Source organism: Pseudomonas yangonensis (assembly GCF_009932725.1).
Taxonomy (GTDB): Bacteria; Pseudomonadota; Gammaproteobacteria; order Pseudomonadales; family Pseudomonadaceae; genus Aquipseudomonas; species Aquipseudomonas yangonensis.
In genome coordinates, this window is the sequence record NZ_BLJU01000001.1 from 309,025 (window position 1) to 334,814 (window position 25,790).

Genomic DNA, 25,790 nt, shown 5'->3' on the forward strand with positions numbered 1-25,790 from the left:
CTGCTACGAAAGAATTGCTCCGGCAATTTTTCCTGTTTCTGAATAATCAAAAAGCGAGGAGGATCGCCATGGCGGTGACCAACAGGTTGACCTGCTACTCCGACCCCGCCGACCACTATTCCCATCGCGTGCGTCTGGTGCTCGCCGAGAAAGGTGTCAGCGTCGAGATCATCGATGTCGAGCAGGGCCGCTGTCCGCCCAAGCTTGCCGAAGTCAATCCCTATGGCAGTCTGCCGACGCTGGTCGACCGTGACCTGGCGCTGTACGAGGCGTCCGTGGTGATGGAGTATCTCGACGAGCGCTATCCGCATCCGCCGTTGTTGCCGGTGTATCCGGTGGCCCGCGCCAACAGCCGTCTGCTGATGCACCGCATCCAGCGTGACTGGTGCGTGCTGGTCGACCGTATTCTCGACAAGCGCAGCAAGGAGGCCGAGCGTCAGCAGGCGCGCAAGGAGCTGCGCGAGAGTCTCACCGGTGTATCGCCACTGTTCGCGGACAAGGCATTCTTCCTCAGCGAGGAGCTGAGTCTGGTGGATTGCTGTCTACTGCCCATTCTCTGGCGTTTGCCGGTGCTGGGTATCGAGCTGCCGCGTCCGGCCAAGCCGCTGCTCGACTACATGGAGCGCCAGTTCGCCCGTCAGGCCTTTCAGGCCAGCCTTTCCGCTGCCGAGCGCGCGATGCGCTGAGAAGGAGGAGATCATGAATTCCAGTCGTCCCTATCTGGTTCGCGCACTGTACGAATGGATCGTCGATAACGATTGCACACCGCACCTGCTGGTCAATGCCGAACATCCCGGGGTGCAGGTGCCGTCTGGCTTCGCCAGCGACGGTCAAATCGTCCTCAATGCTTCGCCCAGTGCCGTGCGTCATCTGCACATGGACAATGAGGCCGTGAGCTTCGAGGGGCGTTTCGGCGGCGTGGCGCACAGTCTCTATATCCCGACCGCAGCTATCCTGGCGATCTATGCGCGGGAGAACGGCCAGGGCATGGTCTTCGACATGGAGCCGCCGGTCGCAGGTGGCCCTGAGGGGCCGGGGCCGGATGATGACGGTCCGTCTGGTGGTGAGCCGCCGCGTCCTAGCGGTAGGCCAAGCCTGAAAGTGGTCAAGTAGGAAATGACAAGGGCGCCCATGGGCGCCCTTGTCGTGTCGTCAGGTTCGAATCAGTTGGTGTATTCGAACAGGCGTACGACCCGCTGTACGCCCGATACGCCCTGTACCACGCGGGTGGCAGCATTGGCTTCTTCGCGCGTCACCAGGCCGAGCATGTAGACGATGCCGTTCTCGGTGACGACCTTCACGCGTGCGCTCGGCACGCTGCTGTCGGCCAGCATCTGCGTCTTGATCTTGGTGGTCAGCAGCGAGTCGTTACTGCGCGCCAGCAGGGACGCCGGTTGCTGCACCTGCAGTTCGTTGTAGACCTTCTTCACGCCCTGCACGCCGCGAGCGGTCTGGGCGGCGCGATCCTTGAGCTCGCTGCGCGGGGTTTGTCCGGCCAGCAGGATCACGCCGTTGTAGCTGGTGACCACGATGCGCGAGGTCGGGCTGGACAGGTCGGCATGAGCGTTACTGATGCGCGAGGCGACCTCCGGGCCGAGGAACTGGTCGTCGATCTTGTTGCCAATGCTGCGGCTACCGCAGCCTGCCAGGGTCAGGGTAACGGCCAGGGCGGCCAGAATCAGTGCGGAACGCTTCATTCTTCACTCCCAAACAATTGACTGTCGATCAGGTCGCACAAGCAGTGGATAGTCAGCAGATGGACTTCCTGGATGCGTGCGGTGACTTTGGCTGGAACACGGATCTCGACGTCTTCCGGCAGCAGTAGCGAGGCCATGCCGCCGCCATCGCGGCCGGTGAGGGCGACGACGATCATCTCGCGATCATGCGCAGCTTGAATGGCCTGGATGACATTCGCTGAGTTGCCGCTGGTGGAAATCGCCAGCAGTACGTCGCCCGGCTGTCCAAGCGCGCGGATCTGTTTCGAGAACACCTCGTTGTAGCTGTAATCGTTGGCGATCGAGGTGATGGTCGAGCTGTCGGTGGTCAGAGCGATGGCCGGCAGGCTTGGGCGCTCGCGCTCGAAGCGATTGAGCAGCTCGGAAGAGAAATGCTGGGCATCGCCGGCGGAGCCGCCGTTGCCGCAGGAAAGAATCTTGCCCTCGTTGAGCAGGGCCTGGACCATTACCAGGCTGGCGTGCTCGATATAGGGCGCCAGGACTTCCATGGCCTGTTGCTTGGTGTCGATGCTGGCTTGGAAGAGCTGGCGGATTCGGGATTGCATGTCCATCGGTTAAACCTTGAGTGTACGGCCGTCAGGCATCGAAAGCGTTCTTGATCCAGTCGAGGCGAGTGGCGCCCTCAGTGCTGATGGCGACCACGTCGAAGCGGCAGGGGTGGCGGGCCCAGCGTGAGTGTTGCTGGAGGAAGAGTTCTGCGGCGATCACCAGCTTGCCACGCTTGCGCGCATCGATGCTCTCCAGGGCGCCGCCCCAGGCGCTGTGGCGGCGGGCGCGGACTTCGACGAATACTACTGTATCGCCGTCGAGCATGACCAGATCGAGCTCGCCACGCCGACAGCTCCAGTTCTGTTCGATCAGGCGCAGGCCGTTACGTTCCAGATGCTGCCGGGCCGCCTGCTCGGCGGCTCGGCCCAGATCGTTGTGCGCGCTCAATTGATGCTGTCGGGGAGGCGCTGAACCTGGCCGCCGCGGAACTCTGCCCAGGGCAGCTGGCGTTCGATGCGCTGCGTGGCGTTCAGGCTTAGGCTGCCGGACAGGCCGTCGATGCGCGACTCAGGCAGCGCCTTGAGTTGGCCCAGGCGCGGAGCCAGGCGGTAGGCATCGACGCCCATGGCATACAGGCGGCCGAGGCTGCCGCCGGCCTGCGGCCACTGGCTCATGACTTCCTGGCGTAGCGGGGCGTGGGTATCGAGCAGCCAGGGGGTTTCGCAGAAGCGGATGCCTTCCAGATCCTGATACTGCGCCTGGCTGTGAGCGCCAGTGAACAGGTGCGAGGTGGCGTAGACCGGCACGTCACCGGCGTACTGGAACGCCAGGGTTGGCTTGATCTGCTGCGCCTGTTGCGGTGTGGCAGCCAGGAAAATGAAGTCGATGTCCTGGCGGCGCGCCGGCTGTGCATCCAGGCTGGTGCCCAGGGTGTTCTGCAGGCGGCGCGCACGGGCCTCGCTTTCGCGCAGTTGGAACAGATCAGCGATCTGGCGGGCCAGCTCAACGGGCTGGTCGACGTGCTCGGCGGCGATCAGGGTGCCGCCCTGTGCCTGCCAGCTCTGACGGAAGGCATCCAGTACGCGATCACCCCAGTCGCCGCGCGGCACCAGGGCCACGGCGCGGCGCATGCCATCGCTCCAGGCGCGGCGAGCCACTTCGCGGGCTTCGTCCTCGGCAGCCAGGCCGAACTGGAACAGTTGTGCCGGGCCTTCCCGGCCAGCGTCGCTGTAATTCAGGGCGAGGGTAGTGATGGGCAGCTGCTCGCGGTCGCTGAGCTGCTTGACCAGTGGTTTTTCCAGCGGGCCGACCACCAGCTGCACGCCGTCGGCCTGCGCCTGCTGGTAGAAGGCGTCCAGTGAGCCGATGCGGGAGCTGTCGTACAGCTTGATATCCGGTGGGTTCTGCCCGGCCTGCTGGGCTTCGTAGTGGGCGGCGAGGAAGCCGTCGCGCAGGGCGCGGGCAACGCTGGCCAGCTGGCCTTCCTGCGGCAGCAGCAGGGCGATACGGGTCAGCGGCTGGCTGGCCAGTTCACGCAGCTTGCCCAGCGCTTCGGGCAGTTGCTCGGCGGCCGGGTGTTGCGGGTTCTGCGCGACCCACTGGTCGATGGCGGCCTGCTGCTGTTCGAGCGTGGCGCTGCCTTTGGTCACTTGGGCCAGTTCCAGCCAGCCGGCCAGGTCAGTGTCGGCGCCGGCAGAGGTTTGCGCTGGCAGGGTGGACACCAGCGCCCAAATGTTCTCATGGTTGTCATGAGCAGCCTGGCCGCTCAGCAGTGGTGCGATGAACACGCGCTCGCGGGCAGCAGCCAGGGTCTGGCCATCGGCTTCGAGGGCGCGTGCGCGAACCAGCTGGGTGCGAGTCTGCTGCTCGACCGGCAGTTCGCCCAGGCGCTCGAAGCTGGGGTGTTGCAAGGCTTTCAGTGCGCTCTTGGGCTGCTTGCGGGCCATCGCCAGCTCGGCTTTCAGCGTGTTGGCGAAGATCTGTTGTGCGGGCTGCAGGCTGGCGATGTCGATCTGCTCGAGAATGCGCGTGGCGCGTGCCACGTCATTTTGCTGATAACTCTGGTCGGCTGCCGACAGGCGTAGCAGGGCGGCCTGTTCCGGTTTGCTCTCGGCGGCTTGCTGGAGCATCTGCTCGATGCTGGCTTGTGGCGTGCGTGGCAGCTGGCCCAGGTTGTTGGAGGGCGAGCTGGCACAGGCGGCGAGCAGGCCGGCCAGGAATAAAGCGGAAAGAGGACGCAGGCTAGCGATCATCGGGTCATCCTGATACTTGAGCAAATCAAGCGGCGATTGTACCCAAGCCCCGAGATCGGTGCGATGTCGCAAGGGCGGAACCGGCTAGAATGAGCGCTCATTCAATTAACGAGGTGTTTCCAGTGAGTCAGCCCGCAGTCGCAAGCGTCCAGCCAGGCAGTCTTTATGTGGTCGCCACGCCGATCGGCAATCTGGATGACATCAGTGCGCGAGCCTTGCGGATTCTGCGCGAAGTGGCGCTGATCGCGGCCGAAGACACCCGCCATTCGGCGCGCCTGCTGCAGCACTTCGGTATCGAAACGCCCTTGGCGGCCTGTCATGAGCATAACGAGCGCGACCAGGGCGGCCGCTTTCTGGCTCGGCTGCAGGCAGGGGACGATGTGGCGCTGATTTCCGATGCCGGTACGCCGCTGATTTCCGATCCCGGTTATCACCTGGTGCGCCAGGCGCGTGCAGCCGGCTTCGCAGTGGTGCCGGTGCCCGGCGCCTGTGCTTTGATCGCGGCGCTGTCGGCTGCCGGCCTGCCGTCGGATCGCTTCATCTTCGAAGGCTTTCTGCCGGCCAAGGCGGCGGGACGGCGGGCGCGTCTGGAACAGGTGCGCGAGGAGCCGCGTACATTGATTTTCTACGAGGCGCCGCACCGTATCCTCGAGTGCCTGCAGGACATGCGTGAGGTGTTCGGTGGCGAGCGTCCCGCGCTGCTCGCGCGCGAGCTGACCAAGACCTTCGAGACTCTGCAGGGGCTGCCGCTTGCCGAACTATGCGAATGGGTCGCAGCGGACAGCAACCAGCAGCGTGGCGAGTGCGTGGTGCTGGTGGCCGGCTGGCAGGCCCCGGAAGGCGAGGAGGCGGTCAGCGCCGAAGCCCTGCGCGTGCTCGATCTGCTGCTCGCGGAAATGCCCCTCAAGCGAGCGGCGGCGCTGGCGGCCGAGATCACCGGGGTGCGCAAGAACCTGCTTTACCAGACGGCGCTGACGCGCCAGCTGTAGGAGCGGCTTTAGCCGCAAATAGGGCAGGAGCGATGGTGGCCCATTCGCGGCTGAAGCCTTTCCTACGCCAATGGTCGCAGCTGCTTTTTCTTGCAGCTTGTAGCTTGGCGCTTTCCGCTTTGTTACCCTTGCCGGCGGAGAGTCGATCAGACAGTCGCTGCCTTCGCAAGAAGGGGGAGGAAAGTCCGGGCTCCATAGGGCGGAGTGCCAGGTAACGCCTGGGAGGCGTGAGCCTACGGAAAGTGCCACAGAAAATAACCGCCTAAGCGTTTCGGCGCCGGTAAGGGTGAAAAGGTGCGGTAAGAGCGCACCGCACGGCTGGTAACAGTCCGTGGCTAGGTAAACCCCACTCGGAGCAAGACCAAATAGGGTTCCATCGGCGTGGCCCGCGCTGGAACCGGGTAGGTTGCTAAAGGCGTGCAGTGATGTACGTCGTAGAGGAATGGCTGTCCTCGACAGAACCCGGCTTACAGATCGACTCTCCTCCCTCCTTCTCTCGTTTTGCGCTTCTATTCCCCGCTCTTCTGATACCAAAAAATTCTTACTCTTAACAAATCACTTTAAGTTCGGGTTTCAGCTTTCTGGATTGGCTGAGATTTATCTGTCGAAAGCCGGCTCCGGCATCCCTTTCCCCCTCGCTTTTGTTCGCTAAATACCGGTCCTGTAAGGATTTTTCCGTTCTGCAGCGCCTTGACGGTGGGGCGTAGGCGTTTCTATAGTGTGCGCAAGTGGTGAAAAGTGGCATGAAGTGGGTTTTTATGGGCACGGACAGCTAATTAAAGGGGAAGCGCAACCGTGTTTCGCGGAGCTAACGCCATCAGTCTCGACGCCAAAGGGCGCCTCGCGATGCCGAGTCGGTATCGTGACGAGCTCGTTTCGCGTTGCGCAGGCCAGCTCATCGTGACCATCGATATCAATGACCCCTGTCTGAACATCTATCCGCTGGTCGAGTGGGAGCGGATCGAGGAAAAGCTCAGCGTGCTGGCCTCCCTGGATGAGAAGAACCGGATCCTGCAGCGCCTGCTGGTAGGGAATGCGGTGGATCTCGAAATGGACGGCAGTGCGCGCATCCTGATCCCGCCGCGCCTGCGTGACCATGTGAAGCTCGACAAGCACGCGATGCTGGTCGGCCACCTGAACAAATTCCAGCTGTGGGATGAAGAAACCTGGAACGCCCAAGCTGCAAACGACCTGGCCGCCATCAAGCAGCCGGGAGCCCTTTCCGATGAATTGCGTAGCCTGATCCTGTGACCATGACCGATACCTTGCGCCATATCACCGTGCTGCTCGACGAAGCCGTCGAGGGGCTCGCCGTGCGCGCTGACGGTTGCTATATGGATGGCACCTTCGGACGGGGAGGGCACAGCCGGCTGATCCTGCAAAAACTCGGGCCAGGTGGGCGGTTATTGGGGTTCGACAAGGATCCCCTGGCAATAGCCACCGGGGAAGCATTGGCGGCCGAAGACGGCCGCTTTGTCGTTGTGCAGCGCAGTTTTGCGGAACTTGGCGACGAGGCTGTTGTCCGCGGCATTTCCGGGCAGGTCTCCGGCATCCTGCTGGACCTGGGCGTCTCGTCGCCGCAGCTGGACGACCCAGAGCGTGGCTTCAGCTTCCTCAATGACGGCCCGCTGGACATGCGCATGAACCCGGATGCTGGCGTCAGTGCCGCTGACTGGATCGCCACGGCGGCCGAAGATGAAATCGCCCGGGTGATGAAGGATTACGGCGAGGAGCGTTTCGCCAAGCGCATGGCGCGTGCCGTGGTGCAGCGTCGGGCCGAACAGCCGTTTACCCGCACTGCCGATCTGGCGAAAGTGCTGACCGATGCCAACCCCGCCTGGGAAAAGGGCAAGAATCCGGCGACCCGTGCCTTCCAGGGCATCCGCATTTACATCAATAACGAACTCGGTGATCTCGAACGCGGCCTCGAAGCAGCGCTTGAAGCGCTGGAGGTGGGCGGTCGCCTGGTGGTGATCAGCTTCCACTCGCTGGAAGACCGCATCGTCAAGCAGTTCATGAAGCGTCAGGCCAAGGGCGAGGCGGACAAGCTGCCGCGCGACCTGCCGATCATCCCGAAAGCCTTCGAGCCGCGTCTGAAATTGATCGGCAAGCCGGTCTACGCCGGTGAGGCAGAGCTCAAGGCCAACCCGCGCTCGCGCAGCGCGGTGATGCGCATCGCGGAGAAATTGCGATGAGCCGCCGGCTGATCAAATCCATGCCCAATGGCAGCTTTCTGATGCTGTTGTTGTTCGTTGCCATTCTGGTTTCTGCCGTGGCGGTGTCCTACAGCGCGCACTGGAATCGTCTGCTGCTCAACGAGCTGTACGGCGAACTGAGTGTGCGCGACAAGGCACAGGCCGAGTGGGGCCGGCTGATTCTCGAGCAAAGTACCTGGACAGCGCACAACCGCATCGAAGCGCTCGCCAGTGAACAGCTGAAAATGCACATTCCCGACCCTGCCGCCGTGCGCATGGTGCGTCCATGATCGGTCTCGAAGGCGCACTCTACCCCTGGCGTTTCCGTCTGGTGCTGGTGCTGCTGGCGCTGATGGTCGGCGCCATCGCCTGGCGTATGCTCGATCTGCAGGTGCTCGATCATGACTTTCTCAAGGCTCATGGCGATGCCCGTAGCGTTCGGCATATCCCGATTCCCGCGCACCGCGGTCTGATCACCGATCGTAATGGCGAACCGCTGGCGGTCAGTACGCCAGTCACCACCTTGTGGGCCAACGGCAAGGAGTTGCAGGCTGGTCGTGAGCAGTGGCCGGCGCTGGCTGCTGCCCTGGGGCAGGATCCGGCTAACTTCGCTGCGCGCCTGGAGCAGAACAAGGAGCGCGAGTTCATGTACCTGGTCCGCGGTCTGACCCCTGAGAAGGGTCAGAGCGTGCTGGATCTGAAGGTGCCGGGCGTTTATGCCATCGAGGAATTCCGCCGTTTCTACCCGGCGGGTGAGGTCGCCGCTCATGTTGTCGGCTTCACCGACATCGACGACCGCGGTCGCGAAGGCATGGAGCTGGCTTACGAGGATTGGCTGGCCGGTGTACCCGGCAAGCGCCAGGTGCTCAAGGATCGGCGCGGCAAGCTGATCAAGGATGTGCAGGTTGCGCAGAACGCCAAGGCTGGCAAGGCCTTGGCGTTGTCCATTGATCTGCGCCTGCAGTATCTGGCCCATCGCGAACTGCGCAACGCGCTGCTGGAAAACGAGGCCAAGGCCGGCAGTCTGGTCATGGTCGACGTGAAGACCGGTGAGGTGCTGGCGATGGTCAATCATCCCACCTACAACCCGAACAATCGCCGCAACCTGACCCCGGCTGCCATGCGTAACCGCGCCATGATCGATGTGTTCGAACCCGGTTCGACCATCAAGCCGCTGTCGATGGCCGCTGCCCTGGAGTCCGGTCGCTGGAAGCCCAGCGACATCGTCCAGGTCGGCAACGGCACCCTGCAGATCGGTCGTTACAGCATCCGCGACGTTTCCCGTACGCAAGGTCCGGCGCTGGATCTGACCGGCATCCTGATCAACTCCAGTAACGTCGGCATGAGCAAGATCGCCTTCGACGTGGGCGGAGAGAACATCCATCAGGTGCTGAGCAACCTGGGCTTCGGCCGTGACACCGGCCTGGGGTTCCCGGGTGAGCGGGTCGGCAATCTGCCCAATCACCGTCAGTGGCGTCAGGCGGAAACGGCCACGTTGTCCTACGGCTACGGTCTGTCGGTGACCGCCGTGCAGCTGGCGCATGCCTATGCGGCATTGGCCAACGGTGGCGGCATGACGCCGCTGTCGATGATTCGCGTGGACAGCAAGCCGAGCGCGTTGCAGGTCGTGCCGCCTGAGGTGGCCAAGACCCTGCAGGGCATGTTGCAGCAGGTGGTCGAGGCGCCGCGTGGTGTGTTCCGCGCTCAGGTACCGGGCTACCACGTCGCTGGCAAGAGCGGCACGGCGCGCAAGACCAACGCCGGGGCCAAGGGCTATCAGACCAATTCCTATCGTTCCCTGTTCGCGGGCTTCGCGCCGGCGCAGGATCCGCGTATCGCGCTGGTCGTGGTGATCGATGAGCCCGGCAAGGGCGCCTACTACGGTGGCCTTATCTCCGCGCCGGTGTTCAGTCGGGTGATGGCCGGCTCGCTGCGTCTGATGAACATCGCGCCGGACAATCTGCCGCCGCCCGAGCAGAAGGTGGCCGCCGCTGGCCAGGGAGGGCGCAACTGATGCCCATGCCGCTCAATCAACTGCTGCCCGCTGCCGAAAGCGGCGTGCTGATTCGTGAACTGACTCTGGACAGCCGCAAGGTGCGTCCGGGTGATCTGTTCCTGGCCGTGCCGGGTACCCAGCAGGATGGTCGCGTGCATATCGCCGATGCCATTGCTCGTGGTGCCGCCGCCGTCGCCTTCGAGGCCGAGGGCGCCGCGGCCATGCACGCCGACAGTGCCGTCCTGGTTCCGGTGAAAGGCCTGGCCAGGCAGCTTTCGGCTATCGCCGGGCGCTTCTATGGTGAGCCGAGCCGTACCCTGTACCTGGTCGGCGTCACTGGCACCAACGGCAAGACCAGCGTCAGCCAGTTGCTGGCTCAGGCGCTGGATCTGCTCGGCCAGCCGTGCGGCATCGTTGGCACGCTGGGTAATGGTTTCCATGGCGCGCTGGAGCAGGGCAAGCACACCACGCCCGATCCGGTCGGCGTGCAGGCGACCCTGGCGTCTCTCAAGCAGGCCGGTGCGCGTGCCGTGGCCATGGAAGTCTCTTCCCATGGTCTGGACCAGGGCCGTGTCGCCGCGCTGGAGTTCGACGTGGCGGTGTTCACCAACCTGTCGCGTGATCACCTCGATTACCACGGCAGCATGGAGGCCTATGGCGCCGCCAAGGCCAGGCTGTTCGCCTGGCCGAATCTGCGTTGCCGGGTGATCAACCTGGATGACGCCTTCGGCCGTGAGCTGGCGGCGCAGGCGCACGAGTCACGCCTGATCGGCTACAGCCTCAGCGATGCCGGCGCCTTCCTTTATTGCAGCGAAGCGCACTTCGACGATCACGGCGTGCGTGCACGTCTGATCACGCCGCGTGGTGAGGGCGTGCTGCGCAGCAACCTGCTCGGTCGCTTCAATCTGAGCAATCTGCTGGCGGTGGTCGGCGCGCTGTTGGGCCTGGACTACGGCCTGGATGAAATTCTCAAGGTGCTGCCGCAGCTGCAGGGGCCGGCTGGCCGCATGCAGCGTCTGGGCGGCGGCGACAAGCCGCTGGTGGTGGTCGATTACGCGCACACCCCGGATGCCCTGGAAAAAGTGCTGGAAGCCATGCGTCCGCATGTCGAGGGGCGTCTGCTGTGCCTGTTCGGCTGTGGCGGTGATCGTGATCGCGGCAAGCGTCCGCTGATGGCCGCGGTGGCCGAGCGTCTGGCCGACGTGGTGTGGGTGACCGATGACAATCCACGCACCGAAGACCCTGCGCAGATCGTTGCAGATATTCGTGCCGGCTTCGTTTCGCCGGAGCAGGTGCAGTTCATTCACGGTCGTGGCGATGCCATCGCACGCTTGATCGCTCAGGCCGAGGCCGCCGACGTGCTGGTGCTGGCCGGCAAGGGGCACGAGGATCATCAGGAGATCATGGGCGTGCGTCAGCCGTTCTCCGATCTGATCGAAGCGAACGAGGCCCTGTCGGCCTGGGAGGCCGCTCATGCTTAAGCCCTGGCTGCTCAGCGAAGTTGCTGGTGACTTGAACGCACGGGTGATCGGCACCGATGTCGCTTTCTCTGCGGTAGGCACCGACAGCCGGACCATCGCTGCCGGGCAACTGTTCGTGGCGCTGGCCGGGCCGCGTTTCGACGGCCATGACTACCTGGCCGACGTCGTCGCCAAGGGCGCCGTTGCTGCACTGGTCGAACGTGAAGTGGAGGGAGCGCCGCTGCCGCAGTTGCTGGTGGCTGATACCCGCATGGCGCTCGGCCAACTCGGTGCGCTCAACCGCCAGGCCTTCACCGGCCCGCTGGCTGCCGTGACCGGCTCCAGTGGCAAGACCAGCGTCAAGGAGATGCTCGCGTCCATTCTGCGTGCCGGTCTGAACGGCGCGGTGCTGGCCACCCGCGGCAACCTCAACAACGATCTTGGCGCACCGCTGACCCTGTTGGAGTTAGCACCGGAACATCGCGCCGGGGTGATCGAGCTGGGTGCCAACCATGTCGGCGAGATCGCCTACACCGTCAGCCTGACCCGGCCGCAGGTGGCGATCATCACCAATGCCGGCAACGCCCATGTCGGTGAGTTCGGCGGCCCGGAAAAGATCGTCGAAGCCAAGGGCGAGATTCTCGAAGGTCTGTCGAGCGACGGCGTGGCCGTCCTCAATCTGGATGACAAGGCCTTCGTCACCTGGCAGCGCCGTGCTGCAGGCCGCCAGGTCCTCAGCTTTGCCCTGCGCGATACCCGCGCCGATTTCCATGGCAGCGACCTGGCACGTGACGAGCGCGGCTGTCAGGGCTTCACGCTGCGCAGTCCGCTTGGCAGCGCGCGCGTTCAGCTCAATCTGCTGGGCGAACACAACGTGGCCAATGCACTGGCTGCCTGCGCCGCGGCTCATGCCCTCGGCATGCCGTTGGTCGCCATGGCCCAGGGCCTGGAAAACCTGCAGCCGGTCAAGGGCCGCGCCGTAGCGCAGCTGGCGCCAAACGGCGTTCGGGTTATCGATGACAGTTACAACGCCAACCCCGTGTCTATGTGTGCGGCGGTGGATATACTCGCCGGCTTCTCCGGTCGCACCGTTCTGGTGCTGGGAGACATGGGCGAGCTGGGCGAGTGGGCCGAACAGGGCCATCGCGATGTCGGCCGCCATGCCGCCGGCAAGGTCGATGCGCTGTTCGCTGTTGGCCCGCTGATGCGTTTCGCTGTCGAGGAATTTGGCTCAAAAGGCCGCCACTTCGTCGAACAGGCCGAGCTGATCGAGGCGCTTCGCACCGAGCAGGCGGGCAGCACACTACTAATAAAAGGTTCACGTAGCGCAGCCATGGACAAGGTCGTGGCGGCGCTGTGTGGCGTATCTGGGGAGAGTCACTAAATGCTGCTGCTGCTGGCAGAGTACCTGCAACAGTTCCACAAGGGCTTCGCGGTCTTTCAGTACCTGACCCTGCGCGGCATCCTTGGCGTGCTTACCGCCCTGGCGCTGTCGCTATGGCTCGGCCCGTGGATGATCCGCACCCTGCAGGTGCGTCAGATCGGCCAGGCCGTGCGCAACGATGGCCCGCAGTCGCATCTGTCGAAGAAAGGCACGCCGACCATGGGTGGCGCGCTGATCCTCACGGCCATTGCCGTCAGCACCCTGCTCTGGGCGGACCTGTCCAACCGCTACGTGTGGGTGGTGCTGGCCGTTACCCTGGCGTTCGGCGCCATCGGCTGGGTCGATGACTACCGCAAGGTGATCGAGAAGAACTCGCGCGGCCTGCCGAGTCGCTGGAAGTACTTCTGGCAGTCGGTGTTCGGCCTCGGCGCTGCCTTCTTCCTTTATATGACCGCGCAGAATCCGGTAGAAACCACGCTGATCCTGCCGCTGCTGAAAGATGTCAGCATTCCGCTGGGCATCGGTTTCGTGGTGCTGACCTACTTCGTCATCGTTGGCTCGAGCAACGCGGTGAACCTTACCGACGGGCTCGACGGCCTGGCCATTCTGCCCACCGTGATGGTCGGCGGCGCCCTGGGTATCTTCTGCTACCTGTCGGGCAACGTGAATTTCGCCGAGTACCTGCTGATCCCCTATGTGCCGGGCTCGGGCGAGCTGATCGTGTTCTGCGCAGCTCTGGTTGGCGCCGGTCTGGGCTTTCTGTGGTTCAACACCTATCCGGCGCAAGTGTTCATGGGCGACGTCGGTGCGCTGGCCCTCGGCGCCGCACTGGGCACCATCGCCGTGATCGTCCGCCAGGAAGTGGTGCTGTTCATCATGGGCGGCGTGTTCGTGATGGAAACCCTGTCGGTGATCATCCAGGTCGCCAGCTTCAAGCTGACCGGCAAGCGCGTGTTCCGCATGGCGCCGATCCACCACCATTTCGAACTCAAGGGCTGGCCTGAGCCACGCGTGATCGTCCGTTTCTGGATCATCACCGTGATTCTCGTGCTGATCGGCCTGGCCACCCTGAAACTGAGGTAATTGAGCGTGACTCTGATCGCTTCCGACCAGTTCCGCATCGTTGTCGGCCTCGGCAAGAGTGGCATGTCCCTGGTGCGCTTCCTGGCGCAGCAGGGCGTGCGCTTTGCCGTGGCCGACACGCGCGCGAATCCGCCGGAGCTGGAAGCGCTCAAGCGCGACTACCCGCAGGTGGAAGTGCGTTGCGGTGAGCTGGACGTGGATTTCCTCTGCCGCGCCTCGGAGCTGTACGTGAGCCCGGGCCTTGCGGTCTCGACTCCAGCGCTGGCTGAAGCCGCCGCCCGCGGCGTGAAGCTGTCCGGCGACATCGACCTGTTCGCCCGACACGCCAAGGCGCCCATCGTCGCCATCACCGGCTCCAACGCCAAGAGTACGGTCACCACCCTGGTGGGCGAGATGGCGGCTGCCGCCTGCAAGCGCGTGGCCGTGGGCGGTAACCTCGGCACGCCGGCACTGGATCTGCTGGCCGACGATGTCGAACTGTACGTGCTGGAGCTGTCCAGCTTCCAGCTGGAAACCACCGATCAGCTCAATGCCGAAGTGGCCACCTGCCTGAACATCAGCGAAGACCACATGGATCGCTACAGCGGTCTGCCGGCCTATCACCTGGCCAAGCACCGGATCTTCCGTGGCGCCCGTCAGGTGGTGATCAATCGTGACGACGCGCTATCGCGCCCGCTGATCGCCGATCAGGTAACCAGCTGGGAGTTCGGCCTGGGCAAACCCGACTTCAAGCGCTTCGGCTTGCTCGAAGAAAACGGCGAGAAGTCCCTGGCGTTTCGCTTCGAGGCACTGTTGCCGGTGAGCGAACTGAAGATCCGCGGCGCGCACAACCAATCCAACGCCCTGGCGGCGCTGGCCCTCGGCCATGCCGTCGGCCTGCCGATGGAGGCCATGCTCGCCACGTTGCGTCAGTTCGCCGGTTTGCCACACCGCTGCCAGTGGGTCGGTGAGCGCGCCGGGGTGAATTACTACGACGACTCCAAGGCTACCAACGTCGGTGCCGCGCTGGCGGCCATCGAAGGCCTCGGTGCGGATATCGCCGGCAAGCTGGTGCTGATCGCCGGTGGCGACGGCAAGGGTGCCGACTTCTCCGCGCTGAAGAACCCGGTCGCACGCTTCTGCCGTGCCGTGGTGCTGCTCGGCCGTGATGCCGAACTGATCGCCACCGCGCTGGGCGATGCCGCGCCGCTGGAGCGGGTGACAACCCTGGAAGAAGCGGTACAGCGCTGCAGCGAACTGGTCGAGGCTGGCGATGCGGTGCTGCTGTCGCCGGCCTGTGCCAGCCTGGACATGTTCAAGAACTTCGAAGAGCGCGGGCGCCTGTTCGCCCAGGCAGTGGGAGGGCTCGTCTGATGCTGGCCTTTCTGCGCGTGCGCCCCTCGCCGCTGCTCGGTCGCGGCTTCGACGTCGACTTCCCGATGCTGGCTGGCTGCCTCGGCTTGCTCGGCCTGGGCCTGGTGATGATCACCTCGGCTTCGTCGGAAGTGGCGGCGGCGCTGTCCGGCAACCCGCTGTACCACATGATTCGCCACTTGGTTTATCTGGTGATCGGTCTCGGCGCTGCCGGCATCGTGCTGATGATCCCGATGAGCTTCTGGCAGCGTTATGGCTGGATGCTCCTGCTGGCGGCGTTCGGCCTGCTGGTGTTGGTGCTGATCCCCGGTATCGGCCGTGAGGTCAACGGTGCGCGGCGCTGGATCGGCTTCGGCGCCTTCAACGTGCAGCCCTCGGAAATCGCCAAGGTCTTCGTGGTGGTCTACCTGGCCGGCTATCTGGTGCGTCGCCAGGAAGAAGTGCGCGAAAGCTGGATGGGCTTCTTCAAGCCGTTCGTGGTGCTGCTGCCGATGGCCGGCCTGCTGCTGCTGGAACCGGACTTCGGCGCCACCGTGGTGATGATGGGCTCGGCCATGGCCATGCTGTTTCTTGGCGGCGTCGGCATGCTGCGCTTCGGCCTGATGGTGGCCCTGGCAGTCGGCGCCGTTTTCGTCCTGGTGCAAACCCAGGAATATCGCCTGCAGCGTCTGATTACCTTTACCGACCCCTGGGCGGACCAGTATGGCTCGGGCTATCAGCTGACTCAGGCACTGATCGCCTTCGGTCGCGGCGAGTGGTTCGGTGTCGGCCTGGGCAACAGCATCCAGAAGCAGTTCTACCTGCCGGAAGCGCACACCGACTTCGTCTTCTCGGTACTGGCCGAGGAACTGGGCCTGGTCGGCGCGCTGGCGACCCTGGCGCTGTTCGTCTTCGTCTGCGTGCGCGGCCTGTACATCGGCCTGTGGGCGGAGAAGGCCAAGCAGTTCTTCTCCGCCTATGTGGCCTATGGCCTGTCCTTCCTGTGGATCGGCCAGTTCCTGATCAACATCGGCGTGAACACCGGTCTGCTGCCGACCAAGGGCCTGACCCTGCCGTTTCTCAGCTACGGCGGTTCGTCGCTGGTGATCTGCTGCGTCAGCCTGGCGGTTCTGCTGCGAATCGAGTGGGAACGGCGCAACGTCCTGGGCAACGAGGATATCGAGTTCAGCGAAGAGGATTTCGCCGAGCCGAACAAGGAGGTCGCCCATGCGCGGTAACGTGCTGATCATGGCCGGCGGCACCGGTGGCCACGTGTTCCCCGCGCTGGCCTGCGCGCGCGAGTTCCAGACTCGCGGCTACAGCGTGCACTGGCTGGGGACGCCGCGTGGCATCGAGAACGAGCTGGTGCCGCAAGCCGGTTTGCCGCTGCACCTGATCAACGTCAGCGGTCTGCGTGGCAAGAGCAAGCTGTCGCTGCTCAAGGCGCCATTCCAGCTGCTGCGCTCGCTGCTGCAGGCGCGCCGCATCATGCGCGAATTGCAGCCGGTGTGCGTGCTGGGCATGGGCGGTTATGTCACAGGTCCGGGCGGCCTGGCTGCGCGTATGGCTGGCGTACCGCTGGTGATCCACGAGCAGAACGCCGTGGCCGGTACCGCCAACCGCCTGCTGTCGCGTATCGCCACACGCATCTGCGAAGCCTTCCCGAATACCTTCGGCGCATCCGACAAACGGCGCACCACCGGTAATCCGGTGCGTGAGGAGCTGTTCCTGGAAACGCCGCGCGAGCCGCTGGTCGGTCGCAAGCCGAAATTGCTGGTCCTCGGCGGTAGCCTGGGGGCCGAGCCTTTGAACAAATTGTTGCCGGCTGCGCTAGGGAAAATTGCTGCTGACCTGCGTCCGCAGGTGTTCCACCAGGCCGGTAAACAACATGCCGAGATCACTGCGGAGCGTTATCGCGATGCTGCGGTCGAAGCCGAGGTCGCGCCCTTCATCAAGGACATGGCTCGCGCCTACGGCTGGGCCGATCTGGTGGTTTGCCGCGCTGGCGCGCTGACCGTCAGCGAGCTGGCCGCCGCGGGTCTGCCGTCGTTTCTGGTGCCGCTGCCGCACGCCATCGACGACCACCAGAGCCGCAATGCCGAATACCTGGCGAAGGAGGGCGCTGCAGTCCTTCTTGCGCAACATGCCACTGACGCGGACACGCTTGCCGCGCAGCTCACCGAGGTTCTGATGCACCTGGAAAAACTCAATGTCATGGGCGCCACCGCGCGTCGCCTGGCCAAGCCCGACGCCACCCGCACGGTGGTCGACATCTGCCAGGAGGTGATGCGTGGCTAAGTCGCCTGCCGCCGTCAAGGCCGAAGTACGGCGCATGCGCCGTATCCGCCGCATTCACTTCGTCGGTATCGGCGGTGTGGGCATGTGCGGGATCGCCGAAGTGCTGCTGAACCTGGGTTACGAAGTGTCCGGCTCCGACCTCAAGGCCTCGGCCGTGACCGAGCGTCTGGAAAACTTCGGCGCCACCATCTTCATCGGGCATCGCGCAGAGAATGCCCAGCAGGCTGACGTGCTGGTGGTTTCCAGCGCCGTCAACACCAGCAACCCGGAAGTCGCCACCGCACTGGAGCGCCGTATTCCTGTGGTGCCGCGTGCCGAGATGCTCGCCGAACTGATGCGCTACCGCCACGGTATCGCGGTGGCCGGCACCCATGGCAAGACCACCACCACCAGCCTGCTGGCCTCGGTGTTCGCCGCCGGCGGTCTGGACCCGACCTTCGTCATCGGTGGCCGCCTGAACGCCGCCGGTACCAATGCCCAGCTCGGCTCCAGCCGCTTCCTGATCGCCGAGGCCGACGAGAGCGACGCCAGCTTCCTGCATCTGCAGCCGATGGTCTCGGTGGTCACCAATATCGACGCCGACCACATGAGCACCTATGGCGGCGACTTCAACAAGCTGAAGAAGACCTTCATCGAGTTCCTGCACAACCTGCCGTTCTACGGTCTGGCCGTGCTTTGTGTGGACGATCCAGTGGTGCGCGAGTTGCTGCCGCAGGTTGGTCGTCCCACCGTGACCTACGGCTTCTCCGACGATGCCGACGTGCGTGCGATCAACGTGCGTCAGGAAGGCATGCGCACCTATTTCACCGTGCTGCGTCCGGACTGCGAGCCGCTCGACGTGTCGGTGAACATGCCGGGCAATCACAACGTTCTGAACGCGCTGGCAACCATTGCCATCGCCACTGACGAAGGCATCGACGATGCCGCCATCGTCAGCGGCCTGTCCGGCTTCCAGGGCGTCGGCCGGCGCTTCCAGGTCTACGGCGAACTGCCGGTGGACGGCGGCAGCGTGATGCTGGTGGACGACTACGGTCATCACCCGCGTGAAGTGGCCGCGGTGATCAAGGCCGTACGTGGCGGTTGGCCGGAGCGCCGTCTGGTGATGGTCTATCAACCGCACCGTTACAGCCGTACCCGCGATCTGTACGACGACTTCGTGCAGGTGCTCGGCGAAGCCAATGTGCTGCTGCTGGTGGAGGTCTATCCGGCCGGCGAGGAGCCGATCCCCGGTGCCGACAGCCGGCAGCTGTGCCACAGCATCCGCCAGCGCGGTCAGCTCGATCCGATCTATGTCGAGCGTGGCGCCGACCTGGCGCCGCTGCTCAAGCCGCTGCTGCGTGCCGGCGACATCCTGCTGTGTCAGGGCGCTGGTGATATCGGCGCGGTAGCACCGCAATTGATCAAGCACCCACTGTTCGTGGGGGAGTCGAAATGAGTTTGCACAGTACCCTCGATCCCAAGGCTTTCGGCCGCGTCGCCGTGCTGTTCGGCGGCAAGAGCGCCGAGCGCGAGGTGTCGCTGAAATCCGGTAATGCGGTGCTCAGCGCCCTGCAGGCAGCCGGCGTGGACGCCTTTGGCATCGACGTGGGGGATGATTTCCTGGCTCGTCTGAACAGCGAGAAGATCGACCGCGCCTTCATCGTGCTGCACGGTCGCGGTGGCGAGGACGGCTCCATGCAGGGCCTGCTCGAGTGCGCCGGCATTCCCTACACCGGCAGCGGCATCCTCGCCTCGGCGCTGGCCATGGACAAGCTGCGTACCAAACAGGTCTGGCACAGCCTCGGCCTGCCGACGCCGCGTCACGCCGTGCTCACTTCGCAGGCCGACTGCGAAGCGGCGGCTGCCGAACTGGGCTTCCCGCTGATCGTCAAGCCGGCCCATGAAGGCTCCAGCATCGGCATGGCCAAGGTCGAGAGCGTCGAGGCGCTGGTCGCTGCCTGGCAGGACGCTGCCCGCTACGACAGTCAGGTGCTGGTCGAACAGTGGATCGCCGGTCCCGAGTACACCATTGCCGTGTTGCGTGGCGAGGTGCTGCCGCCAATTGGTCTCGGTACCCCGCACACCTTCTACGACTACGACGCCAAGTACCTGGCCGATGACACCCAGTACCGCATTCCCTGTGGCCTGTCCGCCGACAAGGAAGCCGAGTTGAAGGCGCTGACCGCGCGTGCCTGCGAGGCCGTTGGCACTCAGGGCTGGGCGCGCGCCGATGTGATGCAGGACGCCAGCGGCCAGTTCTGGTTGCTGGAAGTGAACACCGTGCCGGGCATGACCGATCACAGCCTGGTGCCGATGGCCGCGCGCGCCGCCGGTCTGGATTTCCAGCAACTGGTGCTGGCGATTCTGGCCGACAGCGTCGAGGCGAGGGGTTAAGTCATGACAGTGGCTTTGCGTCACCAGGACACGCTAAGGGCTCCGTTGCGCGGCAAGCCCGCGCCGCGTGGCGCCAGCCGTCTGGTGGCCAAGGAGCCGATGCGTCTGCGTCTGCCCAAGGCGGATTTCTCCTGGGTCGGGCGTCTGCTCTGGCCGTTGCTGCTGGTCGGTCTGGGCTTTGGTGCCTATGAAGGTGCGCAGCGTCTGCTGCCTTACGCCGACCGCCCGATCGCGCGCATCAGCGTGCAGGGGGATCTGGCCTACGTCAGCCAGCAGGCGGTGCAGCGCCGTATCGCGCCGTTCATCGAGGCAAGCTTCTTCAGTGCCGATCTGCGCGGCATGCGCGAAGAGCTGGAGCGCATGCCGTGGATCGCTCATGCCGAAGTGCGTCGCGTCTGGCCGGATCAGATCGACGTGCGCCTGGAAGAACAACTGCCCATCGCCCGTTGGGGTGACGAGGCGCTGCTCAACAACCAGGGCCAGGCTTTCGCGCCGCAGGAGTTGGACAACTACCAGCACTTGCCGCAGCTGTCCGGCCCGAAGCGGGCGCAACCGAAGGTGATGCAGCAGTATCAGATGCTCAGCCAGCTGCTGCGGCCGATGGGCTTCACCGTAGTCGGGTTGCAACTGCGTGAGCGCGGCAGCTGGTTCCTCTCGGCCACCGAGAACGCCAGTGGCCAGCGTATCGACATCCTGCTGGGGCGTGATCACGTGGTGGAGAAAATGCGTCGGTTCGCCGCGATCTACGAGCGGGAACTGAAGGAACAGAGCGCGAACATCGCGCGCATCGACCTGCGTTATGCCAACGGTCTGGCCGTGGCCTGGCGTGAGCCGGTGGAGCCGGCCGCGGCCGAGCAGAAAGTGAATTGAGAAGAGGCGGGATTAAATGAGTAGCGCGCAGAGCGGCAAGATGATCGTTGGCCTGGACATCGGCACCTCCAAGGTGGTGGCGCTGGTGGGCGAGGTGACGGCCGACGGCCAGCTGGAAATCGTCGGCATCGGTACCCATCCGTCGCGCGGTCTGAAGAAGGGTGTGGTGGTCAATATCGAATCCACCGTGGCCTCGATCCAGCGCGCGGTCGAAGAAGCGCAGCTGATGGCTGGCTGCCGCATTCACTCGGCCTTCGTCGGCGTGGCCGGCAATCACATCCGCAGCCTCAACAGCCACGGCATTGTCGCCATCCGCGACCGTGAAGTCAGCCCGGCCGATATCGAACGCGTGCTCGACGCTGCCCAGGCCGTCGCCATTCCGGCGGACCAGCGCGTGCTGCACACCCTGGCGCAGGATTACGTGATCGACAATCAGGAAGGCGTGCGCGAGCCGCTGGGCATGTCCGGCGTGCGCCTGGAGGCAAAGGTGCACGTGGTGACCTGCGCCGTTAATGCCGCGCAGAACATCGAGAAGTGCGTGCGCCGCTGCGGCCTGGAAGTCGACGACATCATCCTCGAGCAGCTCGCATCCGCTTATTCGGTGCTGACCGAAGACGAGAAGGAGCTGGGCGTGTGCCTGGTGGACATCGGCGGTGGTACCACCGATATCGCCATCTTCACCGAAGGCGCGATTCGTCACACCGCGGTGATCCCGATTGCCGGTGATCAGGTGACCAACGACATCGCCATGGCCTTGCGTACGCCGACCCAGTACGCCGAGGAGATCAAGATCCGCTACGCCTGCGCCCTGGCCAAGCTGGCCGGTGCCGGCGAAACCATCAAGGTGCCGAGCGTGGGCGATCGTCCGCCGCGCGATCTGTCGCGTCAGTCTCTGGCCGAGGTTGTCGAGCCGCGTTACGACGAGCTGTTCACCCTGGTTCAGGCCGAGCTGCGCCGCAGTGGCTACGAGGATCTGATTCCCGCCGGCATCGTCATGACCGGCGGCACGGCGAAGATGGAAGGCGCGGTGGAACTGGCCGAGGAAATCTTCCACATGCCGGTGCGCCTCGGCGTACCGCACAGCGTCAAGGGCATGGCGGACGTCGTGCGCAATCCGATTTATTCCACTGGTGTGGGCCTGCTGATGTACGGGCTGCAGAAGCAGAACGACGGCATTTCCATGTCGGTGGGCAGTCCTTATCAGGACGAGAGCAAAACCCCGGTACTCGAACGCATCAAGCGTTGGGTGCAAGGCAATTTCTAAATTTTTGCAGTAGGCGTTACACAACTAGAAAGGAAGGAGAGGGATCATGTTCGAACTAGTAGACAACATTCCACAAAGCGCGGTGATCAAGGTCATCGGTGTCGGTGGTGGCGGCGGTAACGCGGTCAATCACATGGCGGTCAGCAACATCGAGGGCGTCGAGTTCATCTGCGCCAACACCGATGCGCAGGCGCTGAAGAACATCGGTGCGCGCACCGTGCTGCAGCTCGGCCCGGGCGTGACCAAGGGCCTGGGCGCTGGCGCCAATCCGGAAGTCGGTCGTCAGGCCGCGCTGGAAGATCGTGAGCGCATCGCCGAAGTGCTGGCCGGCACCGACATGGTGTTCATCACCACCGGCATGGGTGGTGGTACCGGTACTGGTGCTGCGCCGGTGATCGCCGAGGTGGCCAAGGAGCTGGGCATTCTTACCGTGGCCGTGGTCACCCGCCCGTTCCCGTTCGAGGGCAAGAAGCGCATGGTCATCGCCGATGAAGGCATCCGCGCGCTGGCCGAGAGCGTCGATTCGCTGATCACCATCCCCAACGAAAAACTGCTGACCATCCTCGGCAAGGACGCCAGCCTGCTGTCCGCCTTCGCCAAGGCTGACGACGTGCTGGCCGGTGCCGTGCGCGGTATCTCCGACATCATCAAGCGTCCGGGCATGATCAACGTCGACTTTGCCGACGTGAAGACCGTGATGAGCGAGATGGGTATGGCGATGATGGGCACCGGCTGCGCCAGCGGTCCGAACCGTGCGCGTGAAGCCACCGAAGCGGCCATCCGCAACCCGCTGCTGGAAGACGTCAACCTGCAGGGCGCCCGCGGCATCCTGGTGAACATCACTGCCGGTCCGGATCTGTCTCTGGGCGAATACTCCGATGTCGGTAACATCATCGAGCAGTTCGCCTCCGAGCATGCGACCGTCAAGGTCGGTACCGTGATCGACGCCGACATGCGTGACGAGCTGCACGTCACCGTGGTCGCCACCGGTCTTGGCGCGCGCATGGAAAAACCGGTCAAGGTGGTCGACAACACCGTGCAGGTCGCAGTCAGCCAGCCGGTTGCCCAGCAGCCTGCCGCGCAGCCGCGCAGCGAGCAGTCGGTCAACTACAAGGACTACGAGCGTCCGACCGTGCAGCGTCAGAGCCACAGCGGCGCGGCCACCGCAGCCAAGCTCAATACCCAGGACGATCTCGATTACCTGGATATTCCGGCTTTCCTGCGTCGCCAGGCTGATTGATGGAATTTATCAGGAGTATATGGGTGATTGGTGTTCAGCAAAGGTCGGTTCTGCTATCATTCCCGACCATTGTTGAAAACAGTTCGCAACTAGCGATATAGCGGCCAAGCCATGATCAGACAACGCACCCTGAAGAACATCATCCGTGCCACCGGCGTTGGCCTGCATTCGGGGGAAAAGGTTTACCTGACCCTGAAGCCGGCTCCGGTGGATACCGGTATCGTGTTTCGTCGTACCGATCTCGACCCGATCGTGGAAATCCGCGCATTGGCCGGGAATGTCGGTGAAACCACCATGTCGACCACGTTGATCAATGGTGATGTCAAGGTGGACACGGTAGAGCATCTGCTTTCGGCCATGGCAGGCCTGGGCATCGATAACGCCTACGTCGAACTCTCCGCGTCCGAAGTACCGATCATGGATGGCAGTGCCGGTCCCTTTGTATTCCTGATTCAATCCGCTGGCCTGCAGGAGCAGGAAGCGCCGAAGAAGTTCATCCGCATCCTGCGTGAGGTAACCGTGGAGGAGGGCGACAAGCGCGCCACCTTCGTACCTTTCGACGGTTTCAAGGTGAGCTTCGAGATCGACTTCGATCACCCCGTGTTCCGCAATCGCACGCAGAGCGCCAGTGTGGATTTCTCCAGCACGTCTTTCGTCAAGGAAGTCAGCCGGGCCCGCACCTTCGGCTTCATGCGTGACATCGAGTTCCTGCGTTCGCAGAACCTGGCGCTCGGTGGCAGTGTGGAAAACGCCATCGTGGTCGACGAGTATCGCGTGCTCAACGAAGACGGCCTGCGTTACGAGGACGAGTTCGTCAAACACAAGATTCTCGATGCCATCGGCGACCTTTACCTGCTGGGTAACAGCCTGATCGGCGAGTTCAAGGGCTTCAAGTCTGGTCACGCACTGAACAATCGTTTGCTGCGCACCTTGATCGAGCAGACCGACGCCTGGGAAATGGTGACATTCGAAGACGCCAAGCTCGCGCCGATCTCTTACATGCGCCCGGTTGCGGCCGTGTAAACCTACTCTCTTTCCAGTTTTATTTGAGGCCACCTTCGGGTGGCCTTTTTTTTGTGCTGCCGTTTGGCAGAGAAAGGGGGCAAAAGAAAAAATGGCGCCATGTACTTGGCGAATGCGGCGAAATGAAGCACGCCGACGAACGGGGGAAGGGCGTTATTCGTCCTTCTGCGTATGACTGGCCAGACGCTCCAATGCGGCGCGCAGCCTGGGGTCGCTGATGCCTTCGGCGGTTTCCTGGATGCTCTGTGCGGCGCTATTGGACAAGTAAAGGGTGCGACCGGTTCCACGATTCTGGCCGACTTGAGGTTGCACCTTGAACAGGATTTTCGTTAAGGTCGCGAATTCTTCGAGTGCCTGCAGTTGTCGTTGCAGTCTTCTTTGCTGATAACGCAGGCGTGTTGCCCAGTGGCCATCGGTCACGATCAATAACAGACAGCCGTCGCGCCAGGACGCTACATGACAGTGTTCCCTGGCAGCCGGTTGTAGCTGGCTTTCGACAAGACGCTGCAGCTGGGTAAGGCGTTGCGCCTGACCGAACAGCGCTTTCAGGGGCTTGGCTTCGCGCAGCAGCGTAGCGGGTGCCTGGGCCGGCAAGGGACGAAACGTCATGGCAGGAGGCCTTTGGTTGCAGAGCCGTCATGGTAGCAGAGCGTGCTGCCGGCCTGTGTTCTGCGAAATGGGGAAGCCATGCATATCATTCTGCTCAATAGCCGCCACGGTTCGGCGCGAACGATCAATCTGGACCTGCGCTGGCTACTGCTGTCAGCCTTCCTGTTGCTGGCCATGAGCCTCGCTGCTGGTGCCGCGCTGGGGGCCAAGTGGCTGACGGCCGAACCTGTGATAGATGCCACGTTGGCCGAAGCGCTCGATCAGCAGCGCGAGCAGGTCGGCGCTGTGCGTCAGGATGCCCAGCGTCAGCTCGACGCGTTCGCCGTGCATGTCGCTGACCTGCAGGCGCGCCTGACCCGGCTCGATGCTCTGGGTGAGCGTCTTACCGAACTGGCTGAGCTGGACGCCGGCGAGTTCGACTTCTCCCTGAGCGTCGGCCAGGGTGGGGCGGAAGATGCGCTGGGCGCTTCGGCTTATACACCGCCACCATTCATGAACGCGCTGGACGAGCTGGCACTGCGCGTCGAAAGCCGCGAACAGCAGCTGGAAGTGTTGGAGCAACTGCTCGGCGAGCGCCGCCTGAGCGAGGCCGAGACGCTGTCCGGGCGGCCGGTTTTGCAAGGTTATGTGTCATCACCTTTCGGGCGTCGCGTGCACCCGCTGACGGGGCGCGCAAGCATGCACAAGGGCATGGACTTCGCAGCCAAGCCCGGTAGCGATGTGGTCTCGGTGGCGGCGGGTGTGGTCACCTTCTCGGGCAAGAAAAGCGGTTATGGCAATACCGTGGAAATCAGCCACGCCGATGGTTACGTCACGCTCTACGCGCACAACCAGAGCAACACCGTGCAGATCGGTGATCTGGTGCAGCGCGGCCAGACCATCGCCAAGGTCGGTCGCACGGGGCGCTCCACTGGTTATCACGTCCATTTCGAGGTCAGCAAGGATGGCCGTCAGGTCAACCCTGCGCTGTACATCGCGCGCGCCAACGGCGTGGAGTGAGCATGCCGCTTTCGCGCCGCCCTTGAATTGCCAGCATACGACCCTCATATAACGTTTCACGCCACGCCCTTGGCTCGCCGGGGATGCGTGGCCTGCGCCATCACGCGGCAGCAATGGGCTGACAACGTCACTTTCCTCCCTGGGTTTTCCGGGTAGAATGCCCCCTTCGCCCGCAGCCATGCAGGCTGCCAGGTCGCG

25 protein-coding genes and 1 other RNA gene are annotated in these 25,790 nt (G+C 63.8%); 21 read left to right on the forward strand and 5 right to left on the reverse strand.

From position 1 onward, the window contains the following. Nucleotides 1–68: 68 nt before the first annotated feature. Both GYB81_RS01395 and GYB81_RS01400 read left to right on the forward strand, forming a co-directional pair. Complete coding sequence (locus tag GYB81_RS01395; RefSeq protein WP_161864973.1) at nt 69–686, forward strand: glutathione S-transferase N-terminal domain-containing protein; 618 nt, start codon at nt 69–71, stop codon at nt 684–686. Nucleotides 687–699: 13 nt separating this feature from the next. Continuing rightward, nucleotides 700–1,113, forward strand: coding sequence for a ClpXP protease specificity-enhancing factor (locus GYB81_RS01400; RefSeq protein WP_161864974.1), 414 nt, complete (start codon nt 700–702; stop codon nt 1,111–1,113). A 50-nt stretch (nt 1,114–1,163) separates the two neighbouring features. Here the strand turns inward: GYB81_RS01400 and GYB81_RS01405 are convergent, their stop codons facing one another. Genes GYB81_RS01405 through GYB81_RS01420 form a run of 4 tightly spaced genes read right to left on the reverse strand, consistent with a single transcriptional unit; the run spans nt 1,164 to nt 4,477 of the window. Further along, a complete protein-coding gene (locus tag GYB81_RS01405) occupies nt 1,164–1,697 on the reverse strand; it encodes a BON domain-containing protein (protein ID WP_161864975.1) in 534 nt (177 codons plus the stop codon). Continuing rightward, nucleotides 1,694–2,287 carry a phosphoheptose isomerase gene (locus GYB81_RS01410; protein WP_024307016.1) on the reverse strand — a complete coding sequence of 198 codons (594 nt, stop codon included), beginning with the start codon at nt 2,285–2,287 and terminating at the stop codon, nt 1,694–1,696. The genes GYB81_RS01405 and GYB81_RS01410 overlap by 4 nt, the downstream gene beginning before the upstream one ends. Before the next feature lie 25 nt (nt 2,288–2,312). Then, nucleotides 2,313–2,672 (reverse strand): YraN family protein, encoded by a 360-nt coding sequence (locus GYB81_RS01415; protein WP_161864976.1) that lies wholly within the window; start codon nt 2,670–2,672, stop codon nt 2,313–2,315. Further along, nucleotides 2,669–4,477 (reverse strand): penicillin-binding protein activator, encoded by a 1,809-nt coding sequence (locus tag GYB81_RS01420; RefSeq protein WP_161864977.1) that lies wholly within the window; start codon nt 4,475–4,477, stop codon nt 2,669–2,671. Before GYB81_RS01420 ends, GYB81_RS01415 begins: the two co-directional genes overlap by 4 nt. Nucleotides 4,478–4,566: 89 nt before the next feature. On the opposite strand from GYB81_RS01420, the gene rsmI reads away from it, so the two are divergent. The 18 genes from rsmI (at nt 4,567) to lpxC (ending at nt 23,984) form a co-directional block, all read left to right on the forward strand. Beyond that, the gene (rsmI, locus tag GYB81_RS01425; RefSeq protein ID WP_161864978.1) at nt 4,567–5,466 is read left to right on the forward strand and encodes a 16S rRNA (cytidine(1402)-2'-O)-methyltransferase; all 900 of its coding nucleotides are present in this window, start codon (nt 4,567–4,569) and stop codon (nt 5,464–5,466) included. A 138-nt stretch (nt 5,467–5,604) separates the two neighbouring features. Then, nucleotides 5,605–5,952, forward strand: an RNA gene (gene rnpB / locus GYB81_RS01430) — RNase P RNA component class A. A 309-nt stretch (nt 5,953–6,261) separates the two neighbouring features. Continuing rightward, complete coding sequence (gene mraZ, locus GYB81_RS01435) at nt 6,262–6,717, forward strand: division/cell wall cluster transcriptional repressor MraZ (RefSeq protein ID WP_024307020.1); 456 nt, start codon at nt 6,262–6,264, stop codon at nt 6,715–6,717. A 2-nt stretch (nt 6,718–6,719) separates the two neighbouring features. Continuing rightward, nucleotides 6,720–7,661: a 16S rRNA (cytosine(1402)-N(4))-methyltransferase RsmH gene (gene rsmH, locus GYB81_RS01440; protein WP_161864979.1), complete on the forward strand. Its 942-nt coding sequence runs from the start codon at nt 6,720–6,722 to the stop codon at nt 7,659–7,661. Continuing rightward, on the forward strand, nt 7,658–7,951 hold the full coding sequence (ftsL, locus tag GYB81_RS01445) for a cell division protein FtsL (protein WP_161864980.1): 294 nt from the start codon (nt 7,658–7,660) through the stop codon (nt 7,949–7,951). The genes rsmH and ftsL overlap by 4 nt, the downstream gene beginning before the upstream one ends. Then, nucleotides 7,948–9,675 (forward strand): peptidoglycan D,D-transpeptidase FtsI family protein, encoded by a 1,728-nt coding sequence (locus GYB81_RS01450; RefSeq protein ID WP_161864981.1) that lies wholly within the window; start codon nt 7,948–7,950, stop codon nt 9,673–9,675. Before ftsL ends, GYB81_RS01450 begins: the two co-directional genes overlap by 4 nt. Then, nucleotides 9,675–11,138, forward strand: coding sequence for a UDP-N-acetylmuramoyl-L-alanyl-D-glutamate--2,6-diaminopimelate ligase (locus tag GYB81_RS01455; protein WP_161864982.1), 1,464 nt, complete (start codon nt 9,675–9,677; stop codon nt 11,136–11,138). The genes GYB81_RS01450 and GYB81_RS01455 overlap by 1 nt, the downstream gene beginning before the upstream one ends. Beyond that, on the forward strand, nt 11,131–12,501 hold the full coding sequence (locus GYB81_RS01460) for a UDP-N-acetylmuramoyl-tripeptide--D-alanyl-D-alanine ligase (protein WP_161864983.1): 1,371 nt from the start codon (nt 11,131–11,133) through the stop codon (nt 12,499–12,501). Before GYB81_RS01455 ends, GYB81_RS01460 begins: the two co-directional genes overlap by 8 nt. Next, nucleotides 12,502–13,584: a phospho-N-acetylmuramoyl-pentapeptide-transferase gene (gene mraY, locus GYB81_RS01465; RefSeq protein WP_161864984.1), complete on the forward strand. Its 1,083-nt coding sequence runs from the start codon at nt 12,502–12,504 to the stop codon at nt 13,582–13,584. A gap of 6 nt (nt 13,585–13,590) precedes the next feature. After that, nucleotides 13,591–14,937 (forward strand): UDP-N-acetylmuramoyl-L-alanine--D-glutamate ligase, encoded by a 1,347-nt coding sequence (murD, locus tag GYB81_RS01470; protein WP_161864985.1) that lies wholly within the window; start codon nt 13,591–13,593, stop codon nt 14,935–14,937. Beyond that, nucleotides 14,937–16,154 (forward strand): putative lipid II flippase FtsW, encoded by a 1,218-nt coding sequence (ftsW, locus tag GYB81_RS01475; protein ID WP_161864986.1) that lies wholly within the window; start codon nt 14,937–14,939, stop codon nt 16,152–16,154. Before murD ends, ftsW begins: the two co-directional genes overlap by 1 nt. After that, nucleotides 16,144–17,214 (forward strand): undecaprenyldiphospho-muramoylpentapeptide beta-N-acetylglucosaminyltransferase, encoded by a 1,071-nt coding sequence (murG, locus tag GYB81_RS01480; RefSeq protein WP_161864987.1) that lies wholly within the window; start codon nt 16,144–16,146, stop codon nt 17,212–17,214. Before ftsW ends, murG begins: the two co-directional genes overlap by 11 nt. A 34-nt stretch (nt 17,215–17,248) precedes the next feature. Then, complete coding sequence (gene murC / locus GYB81_RS01485) at nt 17,249–18,649, forward strand: UDP-N-acetylmuramate--L-alanine ligase (RefSeq protein WP_218573850.1); 1,401 nt, start codon at nt 17,249–17,251, stop codon at nt 18,647–18,649. Beyond that, nucleotides 18,646–19,587: a D-alanine--D-alanine ligase gene (locus tag GYB81_RS01490; RefSeq protein ID WP_161864989.1), complete on the forward strand. Its 942-nt coding sequence runs from the start codon at nt 18,646–18,648 to the stop codon at nt 19,585–19,587. The genes murC and GYB81_RS01490 overlap by 4 nt, the downstream gene beginning before the upstream one ends. Before the next feature lie 3 nt (nt 19,588–19,590). After that, nucleotides 19,591–20,457, forward strand: a complete 867-nt coding sequence (locus GYB81_RS01495) for a cell division protein FtsQ/DivIB (protein WP_161864990.1) — start codon at nt 19,591–19,593, stop codon at nt 20,455–20,457. 16 nt (nt 20,458–20,473) lie between these two features. Next, nucleotides 20,474–21,721, forward strand: a complete 1,248-nt coding sequence (gene ftsA / locus GYB81_RS01500; protein ID WP_147810556.1) for a cell division protein FtsA — start codon at nt 20,474–20,476, stop codon at nt 21,719–21,721. Between the two features lie 46 nt (nt 21,722–21,767). Continuing rightward, the gene (ftsZ, locus tag GYB81_RS01505; RefSeq protein ID WP_161864991.1) at nt 21,768–22,961 is read left to right on the forward strand and encodes a cell division protein FtsZ; all 1,194 of its coding nucleotides are present in this window, start codon (nt 21,768–21,770) and stop codon (nt 22,959–22,961) included. A gap of 111 nt (nt 22,962–23,072) precedes the next feature. Continuing rightward, nucleotides 23,073–23,984 carry a UDP-3-O-acyl-N-acetylglucosamine deacetylase gene (lpxC, locus tag GYB81_RS01510; protein WP_024307034.1) on the forward strand — a complete coding sequence of 304 codons (912 nt, stop codon included), beginning with the start codon at nt 23,073–23,075 and terminating at the stop codon, nt 23,982–23,984. Between the two features lie 153 nt (nt 23,985–24,137). On the opposite strand, the gene GYB81_RS01515 is transcribed toward lpxC, so the two are convergent. After that, a complete protein-coding gene (locus GYB81_RS01515) occupies nt 24,138–24,593 on the reverse strand; it encodes a DUF721 domain-containing protein (RefSeq protein WP_161864992.1) in 456 nt (151 codons plus the stop codon). Between the two features lie 78 nt (nt 24,594–24,671). Here GYB81_RS01515 and GYB81_RS01520 point away from each other — a divergent pair, with 78 nt between their 5' ends. Further along, entirely contained in the window at nt 24,672–25,592 is a 921-nt protein-coding gene (locus GYB81_RS01520) for a M23 family metallopeptidase (RefSeq protein ID WP_161864993.1), read from the forward strand. Nucleotides 25,593–25,790: the final 198 nt, after the last annotated feature.

Bases quoted from the DNA above. Each gene is read 5' to 3' on its own strand.
- GYB81_RS01395 (WP_161864973.1), top strand. From the start codon at position 69: ATGGCGGTGACCAACAGGTTGACCTGCTACTCCGACCCCGCCGACCAC.
- GYB81_RS01400 (WP_161864974.1), top strand. From the start codon at position 700: ATGAATTCCAGTCGTCCCTATCTGGTTCGCGCACTGTACGAATGGATC.
- GYB81_RS01405 (WP_161864975.1), bottom strand. From the start codon at position 1,697: ATGAAGCGTTCCGCACTGATTCTGGCCGCCCTGGCCGTTACCCTGACC.
- GYB81_RS01410 (WP_024307016.1), bottom strand. From the start codon at position 2,287: ATGGACATGCAATCCCGAATCCGCCAGCTCTTCCAAGCCAGCATCGAC.
- GYB81_RS01420 (WP_161864977.1), bottom strand. From the start codon at position 4,477: ATGATCGCTAGCCTGCGTCCTCTTTCCGCTTTATTCCTGGCCGGCCTG.
- rsmI (WP_161864978.1), top strand. From the start codon at position 4,567: ATGAGCGCTCATTCAATTAACGAGGTGTTTCCAGTGAGTCAGCCCGCA.
- rsmH (WP_161864979.1), top strand. From the start codon at position 6,720: ATGACCGATACCTTGCGCCATATCACCGTGCTGCTCGACGAAGCCGTC.
- ftsL (WP_161864980.1), top strand. From the start codon at position 7,658: ATGAGCCGCCGGCTGATCAAATCCATGCCCAATGGCAGCTTTCTGATG.
- GYB81_RS01450 (WP_161864981.1), top strand. From the start codon at position 7,948: ATGATCGGTCTCGAAGGCGCACTCTACCCCTGGCGTTTCCGTCTGGTG.
- GYB81_RS01455 (WP_161864982.1), top strand. From the start codon at position 9,675: ATGCCCATGCCGCTCAATCAACTGCTGCCCGCTGCCGAAAGCGGCGTG.
- GYB81_RS01460 (WP_161864983.1), top strand. From the start codon at position 11,131: ATGCTTAAGCCCTGGCTGCTCAGCGAAGTTGCTGGTGACTTGAACGCA.
- mraY (WP_161864984.1), top strand. From the start codon at position 12,502: ATGCTGCTGCTGCTGGCAGAGTACCTGCAACAGTTCCACAAGGGCTTC.
- ftsW (WP_161864986.1), top strand. From the start codon at position 14,937: ATGCTGGCCTTTCTGCGCGTGCGCCCCTCGCCGCTGCTCGGTCGCGGC.
- murG (WP_161864987.1), top strand. From the start codon at position 16,144: ATGCGCGGTAACGTGCTGATCATGGCCGGCGGCACCGGTGGCCACGTG.
- murC (WP_218573850.1), top strand. From the start codon at position 17,249: ATGCGCCGTATCCGCCGCATTCACTTCGTCGGTATCGGCGGTGTGGGC.
- GYB81_RS01490 (WP_161864989.1), top strand. From the start codon at position 18,646: ATGAGTTTGCACAGTACCCTCGATCCCAAGGCTTTCGGCCGCGTCGCC.
- GYB81_RS01495 (WP_161864990.1), top strand. From the start codon at position 19,591: ATGACAGTGGCTTTGCGTCACCAGGACACGCTAAGGGCTCCGTTGCGC.
- ftsA (WP_147810556.1), top strand. From the start codon at position 20,474: ATGAGTAGCGCGCAGAGCGGCAAGATGATCGTTGGCCTGGACATCGGC.
- ftsZ (WP_161864991.1), top strand. From the start codon at position 21,768: ATGTTCGAACTAGTAGACAACATTCCACAAAGCGCGGTGATCAAGGTC.
- lpxC (WP_024307034.1), top strand. From the start codon at position 23,073: ATGATCAGACAACGCACCCTGAAGAACATCATCCGTGCCACCGGCGTT.
- GYB81_RS01515 (WP_161864992.1), bottom strand. From the start codon at position 24,593: ATGACGTTTCGTCCCTTGCCGGCCCAGGCACCCGCTACGCTGCTGCGC.
- GYB81_RS01520 (WP_161864993.1), top strand. From the start codon at position 24,672: ATGCATATCATTCTGCTCAATAGCCGCCACGGTTCGGCGCGAACGATC.